This is a genomic window from Brevundimonas vesicularis, assembly GCF_900445985.1.
Lineage (GTDB): Bacteria > Pseudomonadota > Alphaproteobacteria > Caulobacterales > Caulobacteraceae > Brevundimonas > Brevundimonas vesicularis_D.
Map to the genome: position 1 here is coordinate 418,633 of NZ_UAQP01000014.1, position 15,320 is coordinate 433,952.

Sequence of the window (15,320 nt, forward strand, 5' to 3'; positions counted from 1 at the left end):
CGATCGGGCCGGTGTAGCCCTGGCCCGATCTCCATAGATGCTAAGAAGCGCAAATCCGTGGACACGGATTTACGTATCGGCGTGGAGACGCCGAGCGGGGCGTTGCGGGGTGTCCCCGCTTGAAGGGGTCTGGTGAGACTTCGGGCTCACCAGTAGGGGAAGACGTTCCCCCTTTTCAGTCCTCGCTGTCCTCGTGATAAGCGACGACATGATTGACAAGCCACTCGACCAGATCGGAGTCGCAGACCTCGAAGCCTTAGTGACCTACGGCCGGTCTGAAGGCCGCAGCTTGGACTTCAAGCTGATCTTTCCAGGCGCGGGCGAGAAGGCTGTGAAGGACTTCCTCGCCGACGTGAGCGCCTTCGCCAACACGGACGGCGGGGATATGGTCATCGGAGTGCGGGAAGACGGCAACGGTGTCGCGGCCGAGATCGTTGGTATCTCCGCCGCGACGTTGGATACCGATCTGCTGCGGATTGAGGATCAATTGCGAAACTGCATCGATCCGCGCATTCCGCAGTTCCGGGTGCAGACGATCACACTGGCGAGTGGGGCGGCCGTCCTCGTGATGCGCGTCGGCGCCAGCACCGTCGCCCCGCATCGCGTCACCTACAATAAGAGCAGCCGTTTCTACGGTCGGAATAGTCGGGGGAATTACGAGATGGGCACCGGCGAGCTGCGGCAGGCGTTCGCCGCCTCGGATGAGATGCCACGCAAGATTCGGGATCTTCATCATCGGGCCGTCGAGGCGACGACCGGGAAGGACATGCCGTGCCGCCTCGCCGAAGTCCCGGCCGCCGTTCTGACCGTCGCTCCCATGTCGGTTCTGCGCGAGGCGCGGGACATCCGCGTGACCCGCGAGACGGCGGTTCTGCCGCCGCGCGTCAGTGGCGGCATAGACATGGTGATCGGTCTGGACGGCTTGGTCGTCCACTCGCCGATCGACCAGGACAGCAATGCCGTGCGCACATGGTCGGTCAATCACCGGCGCGGCTATGTGGATATCGCCTAGGCGATTGGACGGACCAAGGATGGCCAGAAGATCATCTGGCGGAAGTATTTTGATGAGCAGGTGATCGGGGCGGCGCGCAGCGCGGTCGCGCGTCTGAGAAGTTTTGGCATCGAAGGGCCTTGGGTCGCGATGGCGACGTTGACCGGCATACGAGACTACAGGGTTATCACCGGCGACGATTATTTCACGGATGCGGCATGGCAAGACCCGGCCTATCTGGGCGAGGTCGTTGATGACACGCTTGGTCCGGAGAGCTTGCAGCCCTTCATTGGCGGATTCTGGCGCTTGTTCGGGATCGACGAGGCGCCCCGCTCCTAACGAGCCTAGCTTTGCTCAGCGAGCAGGCTTTTCAGATTCCGCATGATCGTGGCGGACATATCTGCTGGCGTCAGTCCGTGCAGACGCGCCAAGCCTTCCACAGCGATCCAGACATCGCTCGGCGTGGCAGGACGGGCGTCCGTCTGGGTGAACGGCCCATCTGTTTCCGTTAGAACGCGATCCAAGGGCAGCGCCTTGGTTATCGCCGTGCGCTTTTCATTAACGAGCATCTCCGCGTTCACCGAAAAATAGCAGCCGAGATCGACCGCTCTCTTGGCCTCTGCTGCGGTGCCGGTGAACCAATGGAGCACCACGCGCCCGCGCGGGGGCGGCATGTATTGCTCGATCATATCGAGCACGGCTTTGGTCGCGCGGACGCTATGCGTCGTGACGATCTTGTTTCCCGCCGCCGCGCAGAGCGACAGCACCCGAGCGAAAATCTTCTTCTGCGTCTCGAACGACTTGTAGAAGCGTGGGCCAGCGTCCAGCCCGACCTCGCCGACATAGCGCGTTCGCGGTAGCAATTCCTCCCATAGTCCGATCTCATGAGCGCGGTCGGCGACCAGTTGAGGATGCAGGCCGAGAGCCGCTCGGACATGACGGGTGGCAGACGCCAGTTCGTGATTGCGCGGCCAAGCCTTGGGCGTGGTGGTCACGGTGAGGGTGAACACGCCATCGCGCTCGCAACGCTCCACCGCGGCCGCGTGGTCGGGGTAGAGATCGAGGTGGCAATGAAAATCGACGAGACCCGATCGCATGGGGCCTCTTACGACGGTGCGGCGCGAACGCCAGTCAGCAAGCGCCCAACCTCCTCCAATCCGCGGCGATAGACTTCGGCCAAGTCATCGTGGCGGGAGGGATCATCATAGAGAGGCCCCGGCTTGTGGATGAGGGCCTTTGCGAGTTCCGGGCGCTTCGATAGCCGCGCGATCGCGATCTGGAAGGATCGGACCTGCTGACCTTCGGCCTGCCTGGTGTCCAATGTGGCAGCCTTCAGGTCGGGCACCCCGTAAACTGTCGCATCCTTGCCTCGCAGAGAGGCCCGCCGAATGAGACATGGCAGACAGTATCCGCAGTGTCCTTGTGGCTTCTTGGTCCAGCGCCCCTTCGTCGGCGATGAACACGATAGCGACAGAGGGGCGAGCTGCTTCAACAAGGCAGGATTGGCGCACTCGGCGACCATTTCCCCCTTGGTCTTGTGCCAATAGGGATTTTCGACCTCGCCTCCCACACCGAGCGCGCCGAGCAATTCGTTCCACCGAGCTATGTAGAAAGGATGCGTCGTTCGGGTGCTGAGCGCGCCGAGCCTAAGTCGATCGAGCGGCACATTGAGCGCGATCAAGCCGTTTTCCGGAACCTTGAGCACGAAGTCGCGGCCGAGCGCGGTCCCGGCGGCGACGCCCAGCGAGAAGAACAGGAAGGATCGGCCGCGCGTGGTGTCCTCCGACCCGACATCCTCGACCAGCCCAGTGTCAAAGCTCATCCACACCCGCAATCGATCGAAGGCGGATGCTTTATGGGCGGCTTTCAAACCATCGAAGCACTGCTCCTGCGACTTGCTCACCAGTCCTTCGCCGGCGTGGCTGACCAGAAGCGGCGTCTCGCCGGCGTTCAGGCTGTCGATCGCGCCGATCAAGCTGTCCAAACCGCCGGAGAACAGACTCACGCGATCGAACGGGGCGGGAATGAGAGTGGGCGCGGCAGGAGAAACCAGCTTCGCGTATCCCTTCGTCCGCTTGCGGAATCCAACACCCCATCTGTCGCCGGTCAGGAAGTTCAGGGCGCGGACCAGGATGGGCGCGGTGGCTGTCCATCGCACGGGATCGCTCACCGGGATGACCAGCCGAATCTCGCGCGTCCAGGCATCCTGCGATTCCGTCGAGCGGGAGATGCGGGTGTCCGCGGCATGAACATGGGCCGCGACTACGAGCATGTCCGCGCCGATCTCGCTCGGGGTCAGGTGCAGCGCCTTGAGATCGGCCAAGGCGCGGCCGATCCCATGATCGAGACGCTTGCCCGCCACCAACTGCAAGGTCGATGCGACCTCATCGCGCGCCTTGGGAACGCGGGTCTTATCGTCCTCGCCGAAACGGCCGATGATGACATGCCGCCTCATTTCGCTGCCTCCCCATCGCCCATCGTCTGCAACACGTCGAAGGCGGATTGATAGACGTTGGTCACGAAGCCCATCACCGCGTCAGGAGTCAGCGACTGTATGTTGACGCCCGCAGCGTTGATCGCGTCGCTGACACCGCGCTGGATGAAATCACGCAGTTGCGACTGAACCCTCTCGGCCGCGCGCGGGTCGGCAGGTAAGGTTACGACCTTGGTGCCGATGTCGTTGCAGATGCGCGCCTCGATCGCGTGCGTCGCGTATAGTTCGAAAACGGTCTGGATTTGACCGGGTGTCAGCGCGTCGATGTCGGTAATGCCCGCACCGGCGAGATCCGCGATGGTCTCGACGAAGGCGTCCCGCGCGATGCCCTCGTCGATCGACCCGCCTTCGGGGCAGATGTAATCTGCGAGTCCCGCGAACACTTCCTCGATCGGACGCCCGGCGAGGCTTTCGAGGTTGAGCGTTCGCAACGCTTCGCGCACGCCATTCGCGCTGGCGTCGTTGAGGAAGCTGACCAGTCCGGCGCCCGCGCCCCGCGATGAGCCCATGCGCTGCGCGGCCTGGCGTGAGCCGCCCGCCGATTTGGACACATATTGCGAGACCGCGCGGCCGAGGCTCCTGCGGTCGCTTCCGCCCGAACTTGCGAAGCGCGTGAAATTGTTCCGGGCCGATGTGAACCGATCCGATGCCCCTGCCGGCGCGGTCGGCCGCGGCGCTGGTGCTGGAGGAACTGCTGGAGGCGATCCATCAGGTGACGGGGGTTGTGCCCCGTCGCCATCACCCGCGCCCGCACCGGCCCCGCCGTCACCGTCGCCCTGCAACCAACTCGGGATCAGCGGCGTGCCGCCACCTGCACCCCCATAAGCATTCGACGTTCCCATCAGCGCCCGCCTTTTCGAGTGCGAAGCGCGGCGCTGGCCGTCGTCTTCAGGAAGGAAGATTGGGACGTGGACCATCCCTGGAGTAGCTTCTCGAAGCGCGCCACGGCGTCAGAATCCTTGATGATTCCCTCCCAACCTGACGCGGGCCACGGTCCGCACCGATCGGCTGGCACGGCTTCGAGCAGGTCGAGAAGATTGGCTTGCAGTGTGGGATGGGCGCGAACCAGCACGGCGAGCCCATCAATGCCGGGCGGCGTCGTATCGAAGGCGTCGCCACCCATGACGCGCCCGCGCAACTCCTCGAAGACCTGCGCGGCCTCAGCCGGAACGAGCTGCTTGAGGTCGCCTTCGAACGCCTGGACAGCGAGTTTTGGGCCGAGCAGCTTCTCGACCACAGCGGCGAGACGGCCGAGGACGGAGGCCGCGCCGAAATAGTCCTTTCGATCCTTGGTCACGAACAGATAGGGGCGCAGATCGACTTCGGCCAAGGCCGGTGTCAGCCGCGCCCAGGCCCGTATCGCGTCGGCCGCCTTCCATTCCGTCAGGATGGCGCTGTCCTCGGAGTCCGGCACAGCGGTCGGCTTGGTGTCATCAGTGGAACTGATCTTCGGCCCGGCCCGCTTCGCTTTGGGGGCTGGCTTTTCCTCCGACGCGGCGGCTTCAAGCGCCGCCAAATCTACGCAGCGTCCGTCCGGATCGCGGGCAGCGGCGCTGGCGATCTGGTCGAACAATCTGGAGAGGAACCGTTCGGCCAGCATGAGCTTCGCCAGGACGGGCAGCTTCACCTCATCTCCGAAACCGCGGGCGAGCGCGGTCTGATGGCGCAGCAGCAGAGTGTTCAGGAAGCGCTTGATCTGCCGCGGATTGCCCTGAGTCCCACTGGCCAGGATCGGACCGATCTGATCGCTCAAGGTAAGCGCGTTCTGGACCTGGCCGGCTTTGTCGCCCAAAGCGGTCTTGACCGTCTGCGCATCGAGCCCGGCCGTTTGCCAAGGGCGTTTGAGCAATTCACGCGCGACGGTGATGAGCGCCGAGTAAGCGGGATCGTCCTCGCCCAGCTCGGCGCCGATGAGCAACAGGGTGACGTAGATACGGGTTTCGGTCTCGCCCAAAGCCGGAATCCGGAACGGGATCTGGATCAGCTTTTCGAGATAGTTCCGTGCATAGTCGCGGGGACCGGTCGTGTCCGGCAGCTCGGGGAAATGTTTGCGCACCGAATATTCGATCATCGCCTCGTCGGCCGCGACGATAAACGCGGTGCGGGCGGTGAAGACGAACAGACGGACGGCTTCGAGCGTTTCTATCGCCGTGTCCGGCAGGCAGCGGTCGAGATCGTCGATGAGGACGATCAGTTGCTTGACGCCGGCCTGCTTGAGCAGATCGTCAAAAGCTTTCCGGAACGCCTCGATCTCTTCCGGCACATTCTTCGACTCGCCGGGTTTCAGCAGTCCCTGCACACCGTCGATGGCTTTGTCGTAGTTCTCCTGCGTGGCGAGTTTCGAGGGATCGGCGAAAATACCCTTCAAGGTGCCGACCACCGCGCCGACCTGATCGGCCGTGGGGATGCCGGTGAACGCGGTGAAAGCGAGACCGCCCCCGTGCCGCGCGATTTTGAGCCAGTCGATCCGCCGGAAGATGTCTTTCGCGGCCATGCCGGCCTGGGTGAGCAATGGGCGCTTTTCAATAAGCCCGGTGACGATGCCCTCGATCAACGCGATCTTGGCGTCTTCGAATCCCTGAAAGCGCCAGCCGTTGAATTTGATGCAGAGCACGTCCTCATCAGAACTGAGGCCGTTCTCGATCATTTCGAGGATGCTGGACTTTCCCGCACCCCAGTCACCGTGAACGCCGATCGTCACGGCGCGCTCGGGCTTTTCGCGCAGCAGCTCGATGATGGTCTTGGCGATCGCCTCATTGTTGAGGAGATCGACCTTTGTCTCATTGTCAGTGAGAATCATCCCGCCCCCGTTTTCTTCCCGCGACTCGCAGCGGTTGTAATAATGCAGCCCCGCACGCAACACTGCCGGAAGAAATGAGGTTTCGCCATATGTTCTGCCGGACATTGGGCAAGTCCAACGAGAAGCAACCACGCAACTTCCTTTGCTATCGGACTGATTGAGCGGAATGGTCTGCCCAGTCGGACGTGATCCCGCCGAAAAGCCCACCTTGACAAAGTAATGGTTTTTCCTTACATTCTGCGCCCTGTAGGAGGTTGCTATGCCCGCGTTGCTCGAAGAAATCAGCACCATCACCGCCAAGGGTCAGACGACGATTCCGAAGTCCGTCCGCCAGGCGCTCGGTGTCGATTACGGCGGCAAGATCGCCTTTCGCGTCGATGAGCATGGCGTGTCGGTGCATCGCGCCGACGCCGAGCATGACGATCCGGCGATCGACAGCTTTCTGTCGTTCCTGGCCGAAGACATTAAACGCCGGCCCGAGGCGCTGAGCGCGCTGTCCCCCGCGCTCGCCGAACGCATCGCGGCGCTGACCGAGGGCGTTAAGGTCGATCTCGATGCGCCGATCGACGGCGATGTCGATCTCTGATGATGGTCGTCAACGGGTGGCAGCTTATTGCCCACCCTCTGTTTCTCGATCAATTCGAGAAGCTGGGGGCGGCTGTCGCGCGCCTGCGGGAGAAAGACCCGCGCGGCTGGCACAAATCAGCCAATGCGAAATTGCTGGCGGCGCTGCGCCAGCTCGTATTCGAGACCATTCCGCAAGATCCCACACGCCCGGAGTATCGGCAGGGTGGCACGCTGGGGGACGACCGCAAGCACTGGTTCCGGGCGAAGTTCGGCGGCGGCCGGTTCCGACTGTTCTTCCGCTACAGCACCAGTGCGAAGGTCATCGTCTTCGCCTGGGTGAACGACGAGACCACGTTACGCACCTATGGATCGAAGTCGGACGCCTATGCGGTGTTCCGCAAGATGCTCGACAAGGGCAATCCGCCCGACGATTGGACGGCGTTGCTGACGGCTGCGAACGAGTCGGAAGCGCGGGAGCGTCTGGAGGCTGCTTCGCCCGACCCGCCGTGAACCCCTATCTGCGCTACGCCCGGCCGGATCATTTGCACCCTGCGCGGTCGCGCGCCAACGTGGGCGGATGGCCCTGCCTCGCAAACGTCGTCCCCGCCGCGCGCCCTGCGGCTGGTCGGAAGGTCTCGAAGACCTGCACGACTATATGCGCGCGCCGCCGCAGCGAGCCGCGTCCCGCGGGCGCGTCATCAAGGATAGCGGGCCGATCGTTGTCACGGACGACTGGCCCGAGCGGGTTCCGATCGGCGACGCAGAGCTGCGCGCGATCGAAGGCCATTTGCGCAAGGAGCTGGACGACCTGTTCGGACCCTTGCCGTGAGATAAGGAGGACCATGCCATGACCGACGCCGCCCTTCGCGTCGAGGAGACCCCGCCGGTCATGGCGACGGCCCGCGCCGCGCTCTATCTGCGCGTCTCCACCGGCCGGCAGGCCGAGAGCGACCTGTCGATTCCCGACCAGCGCCGCCAGATCGAAGGCTATTGCCTGTCGCGCGGCTGGGAAGTCGCGGCCGAGTTCGTCGAGCCGGGCAACACCGCGACCGATGATCGTCGCCCCGCTTTCCAGGCGATGATCGACGCCGCGATGGTCAAGCCGCCGACGTTCAACGTCATCCTCGTCCACAGCTTCTCGCGGTTCTTCCGCGACCAGTTCCAGTTCGAGTTCTACGTCCGCAAGCTGGCGAAGAACGGCGTGAAGCTCGTCTCGATCACTCAAGACCTGGGCGACGATCCGATGAGCATCATGATGCGCCAGATCATGACGCTGTTCGACGAGTATCAGTCGAAGGAGAACGGCAAGCACACGCTGCGCGCGATGAAGGAGAATGCCCGGCAAGGCTTCTGGAACGGCGCCCGCGCGCCGATCGGCTACCGCGTGGTCGCGGCCGGCGAGCGCGGCGCGAAGATCAAGAAGAAGCTGGAAATCGACCCGATCCAGGCCGAGACGGTGCGGCGCATCTACCGCATGGCGCTGAACGGCGTCGATAACAGGGGGCCAATGGGACTCAAGTCCATCGCCACTTGGCTCAACGAGAACAACATCCGCACCCGCGACGGCGGACGCTGGGGCTTGGGCGCGGTGCATCAAGTTCTCACTCGCACGACCTACATCGGCCAACACCGCTTCAACACCCGCGACCACAAGACGAGGACGCCCAAGCCCGAGGCCGAGCACGCCGTCATGGAAGTGCCCGCGATCGTCTCAGAAGCGGAGTTCGAGGCGGTCCAGCGCTCGCTCAAGGCGCGCAGCCCGAAGATGATGGCGCCGATGGCGGTGGGCGGCCCGACGCTGCTCACCGGCATCTGCTTCTGCGCGTGCTGCGGCGGCGCGATGACGCTGCGCACCGGCACCAGCAGCGTGGGGCGCGAGTATCGCTATTACACCTGCTCGACGAAGGCGCGGCAGGGCGCTACCGGCTGCCCCGGCATCACCGTGCCGATGGACCAGCTCAACAAGGCCGTAGTCGATCACCTCGAAGCGCGGCTGCTTGACCCGGCGCGGCTCGAAGTTCTGATGGATCAGATCCTAGAACGCCGCGACGAGTGGGTGAACCAGCGCCGCGAGCATGTGGCTGATCTTGAGCGGCGGGCGACCGAGGCGGAAGCGAAGCTCAAGCGGCTTTACGACGCGATCGAGAATGGCGTTATCGACGTAAGCGACCCGTCGCTCAAGGATCGCATCGCCGAGCTGACCGCGACGCGGGACCAGGCCAAGGGCGATGCCGAGCGCGCGGTGGCGCATATCGTAAGGATCGGCCCCGCGATCACGCCGGAAAGCCTGCGCGCCTTTGCGGTCGCCCTACGCAAGAAGCTGCGGAACGGCGACGGCACGTTCGCCCGCGATCAGGTGCGGGCGGTCGCACAGCGTGTGGAAGTCGTGAGCCGGAAAGAGGTTCGGATTCGCGGCCTGCGCAGCGAGTTGCTCCGAACGCTAACCGCCGCCTCTGGCGTAGAGGCGGCGGTGCTAGGCGTTCGTGCCTTTGAACCGAAATGGCGCACCCGGAGCGATTCGAACGCCCGACCCTCAGATTCGTAGTCTGATGCTCTATCCAGCTGAGCTACGGGTGCGGCTGCCTTGCGGCGAGGGCGGGTCTTTAGCCGGTGGATCGGGCGGACGCAAGCGGGGGAATGCAGTTTCTGCGTCTGAAGCGGTTGGCGTGGCGTCTGCGACGGCTTAGGCCTGTCTGACGCTCCCCTGCTTTCGGATCTTCCATGCGCCTTTTCCGTCGCCAGATCGCCGCTGTGCTGGTTCCCGTCCTCCTGGCGGGATGCCAGACCGCGACAGCCAGCCAAGGCGCGCCCTCGCCGACGACAGCATCGCCGCAGGCCGTCTCGGCCCCGTCGCCGGCCGCATCGCCCGCTCGAGGGCCGTTCGTCGCCGCGGCGAATCCGCTGGCGGTCGAGGCGGGGATGACTGTGCTCCGGCGCGGCGGATCGGCCGTGGATGCGGCGGTGGCGATCCAGGCGGTGCTGGGGCTGGTGGAGCCGCAGTCGTCGGGCCTGGGGGGCGGGGCCTTCCTGATGAGCTATGACGCCGAGACTGGAACCGTCACGGCCTATGACGGGCGCGAGACGGCGCCGGCGTCGGCGACGCCCGAGCTGTTCTACGAAGACGGCAAGCCCCTGCCCTTCATCAACGCGGTGTTGTCGGGCCGCTCGACCGGGGCGCCGGGGGCGGTGGCCATGCTGGCGATGGCGCAGAAAGATCATGGCAAGTTGGCCTGGCGCGATCTGTTCGGGGACGCCGAGCGGCTGGCGCGCGACGGGTTCACGGTCAGCCCGCGTCTGGCCGGCATGATCAATGGGCGCAATCCGCAGGCGTGGACTCGCTGGGCCAGCGCCTATTTCACCAAGCCTGACGGCACGCGATATCAGACGGGCGATACGTTGAAGAACCCGGCCTACGCCGACACGGTCGCGCGGTTGGCGCAGCAGGGGCCGGGCGCCATCTATGGCGGGCCGATCGGGCGCGACATCGCGGCGACGGTTCGCGAAGGACCGCGTCCCGGCGGTCTGACCGAGGCGGACATCGCCGGCTATCGTCCCTTGCGCCGCGACGCCCTTTGCCGGCCCTACCAGGCCTATGTGATCTGCGTACCGCCGCCGCCGTCCAGCGGCGTCGCGCTGTTGGAATTCCTCGGTATGGCCGAGGCGACGCCGGATCTGGACAAGGGCGCGACCAGCCCCGAGGCCTGGGTGGCCTTCGGGCGGTTGCAGCGGCTGATGTATGCCGACCGGGACCACTATATCGGCGACAACGACTTCGTCGGCGTGCCGATCGCCGGTCTGCTGGATCCCGATTATGTCGCGTCGCGCGCGGCCCTGGCCCCACAGGTGAACGGGCCGGTCGAGGCCGGCGCCCCGACGGGCTCACCGCCGCATGGGGCCGATCAGACGGCCGAGCCGGGCGGCACCTCGCACATGGTCGTGGTGGACGCCTGGGGGAATGCGGTCAGCATGACTACGACGGTCGAGAGCATCTTCGGTAACGGGCGGATGGTCGACGGCTTCTTTTTGAACAACCAGTTGACCGATTTCTCCTTCACGCCGCTGGAGGACGGGCATCCGGCCGCCAATGCGGTGGCGGCGGGCAAGCGGCCGCGTTCGTCGATGACGCCTGTGCTGATCCTGGATCGTCAGGGACGGCTGGTCGGCGCCATCGGCTCGCCGGGCGGATCCAGCATCTTGGCCTATGTCGCCAAGGCCCTGGTCGGGACGATGGAGTGGGGCCTGTCGATGCAGCAAGCGATCGCCCTGCCCAATCTGGTGGTGCGGGGCGAGATGGTCGGGGCTGATACCGACATGATCACGCCCGATATCCGCGACTCCCTGGCGGCGGCAGGCATGGCCCTGAAGCCGAACGCTACCGAGACCTCGGGCCTGCACGGCGCGATCTGGCGCGACGGTCGTTGGGACGGCGGGGCGGATCCCCGCCGCGAGGGCGTGGCGGTCTCGGAGGTTCGCTGAAGGCTTAGCGGCCGGGACGGATCGACAGCTGGAAGGCCAGCAGGCCTTCGCTGACGTCGGTGTCCAGGCCGTTCATGCCGCGCAGACCCTTGCCGGCGTCGATCTCGCGATAGACGACGCCGAACGAGGTCTGCATGTCGCCCTTGCGATAGGCCACGCCGATCGAGGCGTCGCCCAGGAAGCTGCCCTTGTCCTGGGTGTAGCCCGAGCGGGCATAGTCGCCGTCACGCGTGCGGGCGAAGTTGTAGCCGACAGCCCGGCCCGATCCGGCGGCGTACAGATACCAGCGCGGCCGCTCGCCGAACCGTTCGCGGCCGTTGGGGGCCAGACGATCCAGCCCCTCCCCGATCTTCAGCGTGACGCCGGCCTCGGCCGAACGGCCTTCGCTGCCGACGCCCAGGCCTGCGTGGGGCGTCAGGCTGACTTCCAGGCCCGAGGCGGTATGGCCGCGCGCGCCGCGAAAACCGCGCACATAGCGCAGGTCATAGGCGTCGGGGTCCAGCTCGGCCCGGTCGACGGGCGTGACCGGCAGGGGCGAGCCGTCGGCGCGGCGCAGACGGCCGGCCGTCTCCAGCGTCACCCGGTCGGTGAAGTCGGTGCGGTCGATCCAGACGTCGTTGCGCGTACTGGCGGACAGGCCGGATCGATCGTCGGGACGGAAGGCGGTCGGGATTTCGATCTGGGCGCCGAACCGAGCGTCAGGTGCTACGCGAAAACGCGTCTGTTCAGTCAACCGCGCCTCGACATCGGGCGAGGCGTCGAAGGCGTTGGGCGCCCAGGCCTGTGCGCACGCGGCGCTCGCGCCGGCCATCGCCAACACGCCCCCCAAGCCGACAATACAGGCCTTTAATCGCATCCGGTCTCCCCACCGATCCGCTGGACACACACTGCAACCCGCAGGCGCGAGAGTCCAACGGCTTTTGGTCATGGTTTCGTCGCTTTTGAACGAGGACGACCAGCCGAGGTTCCAAAACGAAAAAGGGCCCCGCTGTCGCGGAGCCCTTCGGATCGTTCGGTGCAGATGGCCCTATTGGCAGGCCAGGCACTCGTCATAGTCGGTCTTGGGAAGGGAGAAGAGATCGGGCTGGTTGGGATCGATCACTTCTTCGGCCTTGTCCTCGGCGCCCGCGAAGGCGGCGCGCTGCACCGACTTGGAGCGTAGATAGTACAGCGACTTCACGCCGCGCTCCCAGGCGGACCAGTGCAGCATGTGCAGGTCCCATTTGTTCACGTCGCCGGGGATGAAGAGGTTCAGCGACTGGGCCTGGCAGATTTCCGGCGCGCGGTCGGCGGCCAGTTCGATCACCCAGCGCTGGTCCAGTTCAAAGGCGGTCTTGAACACGCCCTTCTCGTCCTCGTTCAGGGCATCCAGGTGCTGGACCGAACCTTCGTTCTCCAGAATGGAGCTCCACACCGCCTCGGTGTTGATGCCCTTTTCGTCGAGCAGGCGCTCCAGATAGGGGTTCTTGACAGCAAACGAGCCCGACAGGGTCTTGTGGGTGTAGATGTTGGCCGGGATCGGCTCGATACCCGCAGACGTGCCGCCGCAGATGATCGAGATCGAGGCGGTCGGGGCGATGGCCAGCTTATGGCTGAACCGCTCCATCACGCCGCGCTCCTCGGCGTCCAGGCACGGGCCCTTCTCCTCGGCCAGCAGGCGGCTGGCCTTGTCGGCCTCGCGGCGCAGATGCTTGAACAGGCGCATGTTCCAGGACTTGGCCATGGCGCTTTCGAAGGCGACGCCCTGACCTTGCAGGAAGGAGTGGAAGCCCATCAGGCCCAGGCCCACCGAACGCTCGCGCTTGGCCGAATAGACGGCGGCGGCCATGGCGGGCGGGGCGCGGCGGATGAAGTCCTCCAGCACATTGTCCAGGAACCGCATCAGGTCCTCGACGAAGCGCGGCTCCTCGCGCCACTCCAGGAAGGTCTCGGCGTTCACCGACGACAGGCAGCAGACGGCGGTCCGGTCCACGCCCAGGTGGTCGCGGCCGGTGTGCAGCATGATCTCGGCGCACAGGTTCGACTGTTTGACCTTCAGGCCCAGGTCGCGCTGGTGCGGCGCCATCTGGCGGTTCACCGTGTCCGAGAAGATCAGATAGGGCTCGCCGGTCTGCATGCGGATGTCCAGCAGCTTGGTCCACAGCGAACGGGCGTCGACGGTCTTCATGACTGCGCCGTCCTTGGGCGACTTCAGGTCGAAGGTTCCGCCGACCTTGACCGCCTCCATGAACGCATCGGTGACGTTGATGCCGTGGTGCAGGTTCAGGGACTTGCGATTGAAGTCGCCCGACGGTTTGCGGATCTCCAGAAACTCTTCGATTTCCGGGTGGTGGATGTCCAGATAGACGGCGGCCGAACCGCGGCGCAGCGAACCCTGGCTGATCGCCAGCGTCAGGCTGTCCATCACGCGGATGAAGGGGATGATGCCCGAGGTCTTGCCCGCGCCCTTCACCTTTTCGCCGATGGAGCGGACGCCGCCCCAGTAGGTGCCGATGCCGCCGCCGTTGGAGGCCAGGGCCACGTTCTCGTTCCAGACGTTCTGGATGCCGTCCAGGCTGTCGCCCACCGCGTTCAGGAAGCAGGAGATCGGCAGGCCGCGATCCGCGCCGCCGTTCGACAGGACCGGGGTCGCCGGCATGAACCACAGGCGGCTCATATAGTCATACAGGCGCTGGGCGTGTTCGGCGTCGTCCGAGAAGGCGGTCGAGACCCGCGCGAACATGTCCTGATAGCTTTCGCCCGGCAGCAGATAGCGATCTTCCAGAGTCTTCTTGCCGAAGTCGGTCAGCAGATCGTCGCGCGAGCGGTCAACCTGGACCGATTTGACCACGGTCAGGTGGGGGCGCTCCGGCGTCGGCGTCGCCGCAACGCCTTGGAATTCCGTCGTCTTCAATGCCTCGCCGCCAGCCATGGTCATCTGCGTCCTGAACAAAAAATCGTTTGAGCCGCCCGCGCCGCGACCACATCATCTTGTGGCCTCTGCGCTCCCCGAGCCCACATATAGGGCGCATATGCCTAATGACCCGTCAACGGGTTGACGCCGACCATTGTGGGCGAATCGGTCGGACAAGTCCCAGCCGTCTGGGGAAAAGCCCGCGTGCAAGCCAGCACGTTCGTTTTACGCGCCTGCGACGGCGTGATCACGAACGCGTGATCGGAACGACTGCCCAGCTTGGCCGTTGGCTCGGCCATGACGCTTTCTGACTTACGCGCCTTTTTGATGCGCGCCCTGACGGTCGCCCGCACGGAAATCGCCGCGCTTCTGGCCCTATTGGTCGTCGCCGGCGGCGTTCTGACCTTCGCCGGTCTCGCCGATGAGATGACCGAGGGCGAAGGCCAGGCCTTCGACCTTCATGTCCTGGCGTTGATGCGGCCCTACGCCGACGATCCGGGCCGGCCGTGGGGGCCGTGGTGGCTGAAGGAGGCTGCGGCGGATATCACCTCGTTGGGCGGCATCTCGGTGCTGGGTCTGTTCGCCCTGATCGTGATCGTCTTTCTGCTGAGCCAACGGAAATGGTTGTCGTCCCTGCTGCTGGTCATTGGCCTGTCCGGCGGGGTCGCGCTCTCGGAAGGCCTGAAGGCGGTGTTCGAACGCGCCCGTCCACCCGCCGCCGCTCAGGCGGTGGAGACGATCAACGCCAGCTTCCCCTCCGGCCACGCCCTCTTGTCCACCGTCTTCTATCTCAGCGTCGCCGTCATGCTGACCCGCGCCTTCCCGCGTGAGCGGTTCAAGGTCTTCGTCCTGGGCGTCGGTATTCTGCTGGCTCTGCTGGTCGGGCTGACACGCATCTATCTGGGCGCCCACTGGGCCACCGACGTCTTCGCCGGCTGGGCGATCGGCGCGGCCTGGGCCATGGCCCTGTGGCTGGTCGCCTATGGGGTAGCGCGCTGGCAGAAGCGCCACCGTGCGGCGCTGCAGGACGAAGCCTCCCCGATCGAAGCCGCCCCCGACCCGACCAAAGTCTAGGCCCGCCATCCGCCGCGCGGCAGGC

13 protein-coding genes, 1 tRNA gene and 1 pseudogene are annotated in these 15,320 nt (G+C 65.2%); 7 read left to right on the forward strand and 8 right to left on the reverse strand.

The features are described from left to right. The first annotated feature begins 208 nt into the window (after positions 1–208). Complete coding sequence (locus tag DT343_RS11115; protein ID WP_112862951.1) at positions 209–1,012, forward strand: AlbA family DNA-binding domain-containing protein; 804 nt, start codon at positions 209–211, stop codon at positions 1,010–1,012. 60 nt (positions 1,013–1,072) lie between these two features. Beyond that, positions 1,073–1,330 (forward strand): hypothetical protein, encoded by a 258-nt coding sequence (locus DT343_RS11120; RefSeq protein ID WP_112862952.1) that lies wholly within the window; start codon positions 1,073–1,075, stop codon positions 1,328–1,330. A gap of 5 nt (positions 1,331–1,335) precedes the next feature. On the opposite strand, the gene qatD is transcribed toward DT343_RS11120, so the two are convergent. The 4 genes from qatD to qatA all read right to left on the reverse strand — a co-directional run bounded on the left by qatD (position 1,336) and on the right by qatA (position 6,390). Then, the gene (qatD, locus tag DT343_RS11125; RefSeq protein WP_069318843.1) at positions 1,336–2,088 is read right to left on the reverse strand and encodes a Qat anti-phage system TatD family nuclease QatD; all 753 of its coding nucleotides are present in this window, start codon (positions 2,086–2,088) and stop codon (positions 1,336–1,338) included. Positions 2,089–2,096: 8 nt separating this feature from the next. Continuing rightward, positions 2,097–3,446 (reverse strand): Qat anti-phage system QueC-like protein QatC, encoded by a 1,350-nt coding sequence (gene qatC, locus DT343_RS11130; RefSeq protein WP_069318844.1) that lies wholly within the window; start codon positions 3,444–3,446, stop codon positions 2,097–2,099. Continuing rightward, the gene (gene qatB, locus DT343_RS11135) at positions 3,443–4,036 is read right to left on the reverse strand and encodes a Qat anti-phage system associated protein QatB (RefSeq protein ID WP_181669183.1); all 594 of its coding nucleotides are present in this window, start codon (positions 4,034–4,036) and stop codon (positions 3,443–3,445) included. The genes qatC and qatB overlap by 4 nt, the downstream gene beginning before the upstream one ends. 290 nt (positions 4,037–4,326) lie before the next feature. Beyond that, complete coding sequence (gene qatA / locus DT343_RS11140; RefSeq protein ID WP_258522562.1) at positions 4,327–6,390, reverse strand: Qat anti-phage system ATPase QatA; 2,064 nt, start codon at positions 6,388–6,390, stop codon at positions 4,327–4,329. Between the two features lie 154 nt (positions 6,391–6,544). Here qatA and DT343_RS11145 point away from each other — a divergent pair, with 154 nt between their 5' ends. From DT343_RS11145 to DT343_RS17825, 3 genes and pseudogenes are all read left to right on the forward strand, one after another. Next, the gene (locus DT343_RS11145) at positions 6,545–6,871 is read left to right on the forward strand and encodes a type II toxin-antitoxin system PrlF family antitoxin (protein ID WP_069318846.1); all 327 of its coding nucleotides are present in this window, start codon (positions 6,545–6,547) and stop codon (positions 6,869–6,871) included. Beyond that, positions 6,871–7,362, forward strand: a complete 492-nt coding sequence (locus DT343_RS11150; RefSeq protein ID WP_069318847.1) for a type II toxin-antitoxin system YhaV family toxin — start codon at positions 6,871–6,873, stop codon at positions 7,360–7,362. Before DT343_RS11145 ends, DT343_RS11150 begins: the two co-directional genes overlap by 1 nt. 379 nt (positions 7,363–7,741) lie before the next feature. Continuing rightward, positions 7,742–8,776 (forward strand): annotated as a pseudogene (locus DT343_RS17825) (recombinase family protein); the annotation flags it as partial. Between the two features lie 111 nt (positions 8,777–8,887). On the opposite strand, the gene DT343_RS17830 reads toward DT343_RS17825, so the two are convergent. Further along, complete coding sequence (locus tag DT343_RS17830) at positions 8,888–9,103, reverse strand: hypothetical protein (RefSeq protein WP_258522563.1); 216 nt, start codon at positions 9,101–9,103, stop codon at positions 8,888–8,890. A 249-nt stretch (positions 9,104–9,352) separates the two neighbouring features. Continuing rightward, positions 9,353–9,429: transfer RNA gene (locus DT343_RS11165), tRNA-Arg, on the reverse strand. Positions 9,430–9,573: 144 nt separating this feature from the next. Between DT343_RS11165 and DT343_RS11170 the strand changes: the two genes are divergently transcribed. Next, positions 9,574–11,328, forward strand: coding sequence for a gamma-glutamyltransferase family protein (locus DT343_RS11170; protein WP_112862956.1), 1,755 nt, complete (start codon positions 9,574–9,576; stop codon positions 11,326–11,328). Between the two features lie 4 nt (positions 11,329–11,332). Here the strand turns inward: DT343_RS11170 and DT343_RS11175 are convergent, their stop codons facing one another. Then, positions 11,333–12,139 (reverse strand): lipid A-modifier LpxR family protein, encoded by an 807-nt coding sequence (locus tag DT343_RS11175; RefSeq protein WP_220116689.1) that lies wholly within the window; start codon positions 12,137–12,139, stop codon positions 11,333–11,335. Positions 12,140–12,355: 216 nt separating this feature from the next. Further along, positions 12,356–14,239: a ribonucleoside-diphosphate reductase subunit alpha gene (locus tag DT343_RS11180; protein WP_439897234.1), complete on the reverse strand. Its 1,884-nt coding sequence runs from the start codon at positions 14,237–14,239 to the stop codon at positions 12,356–12,358. Between the two features lie 279 nt (positions 14,240–14,518). Between DT343_RS11180 and DT343_RS11185 the strand changes: the two genes are divergently transcribed. After that, positions 14,519–15,295, forward strand: coding sequence for a phosphatase PAP2 family protein (locus DT343_RS11185; protein ID WP_220116691.1), 777 nt, complete (start codon positions 14,519–14,521; stop codon positions 15,293–15,295). The last annotated feature ends 25 nt before the right edge of the window (positions 15,296–15,320 follow it).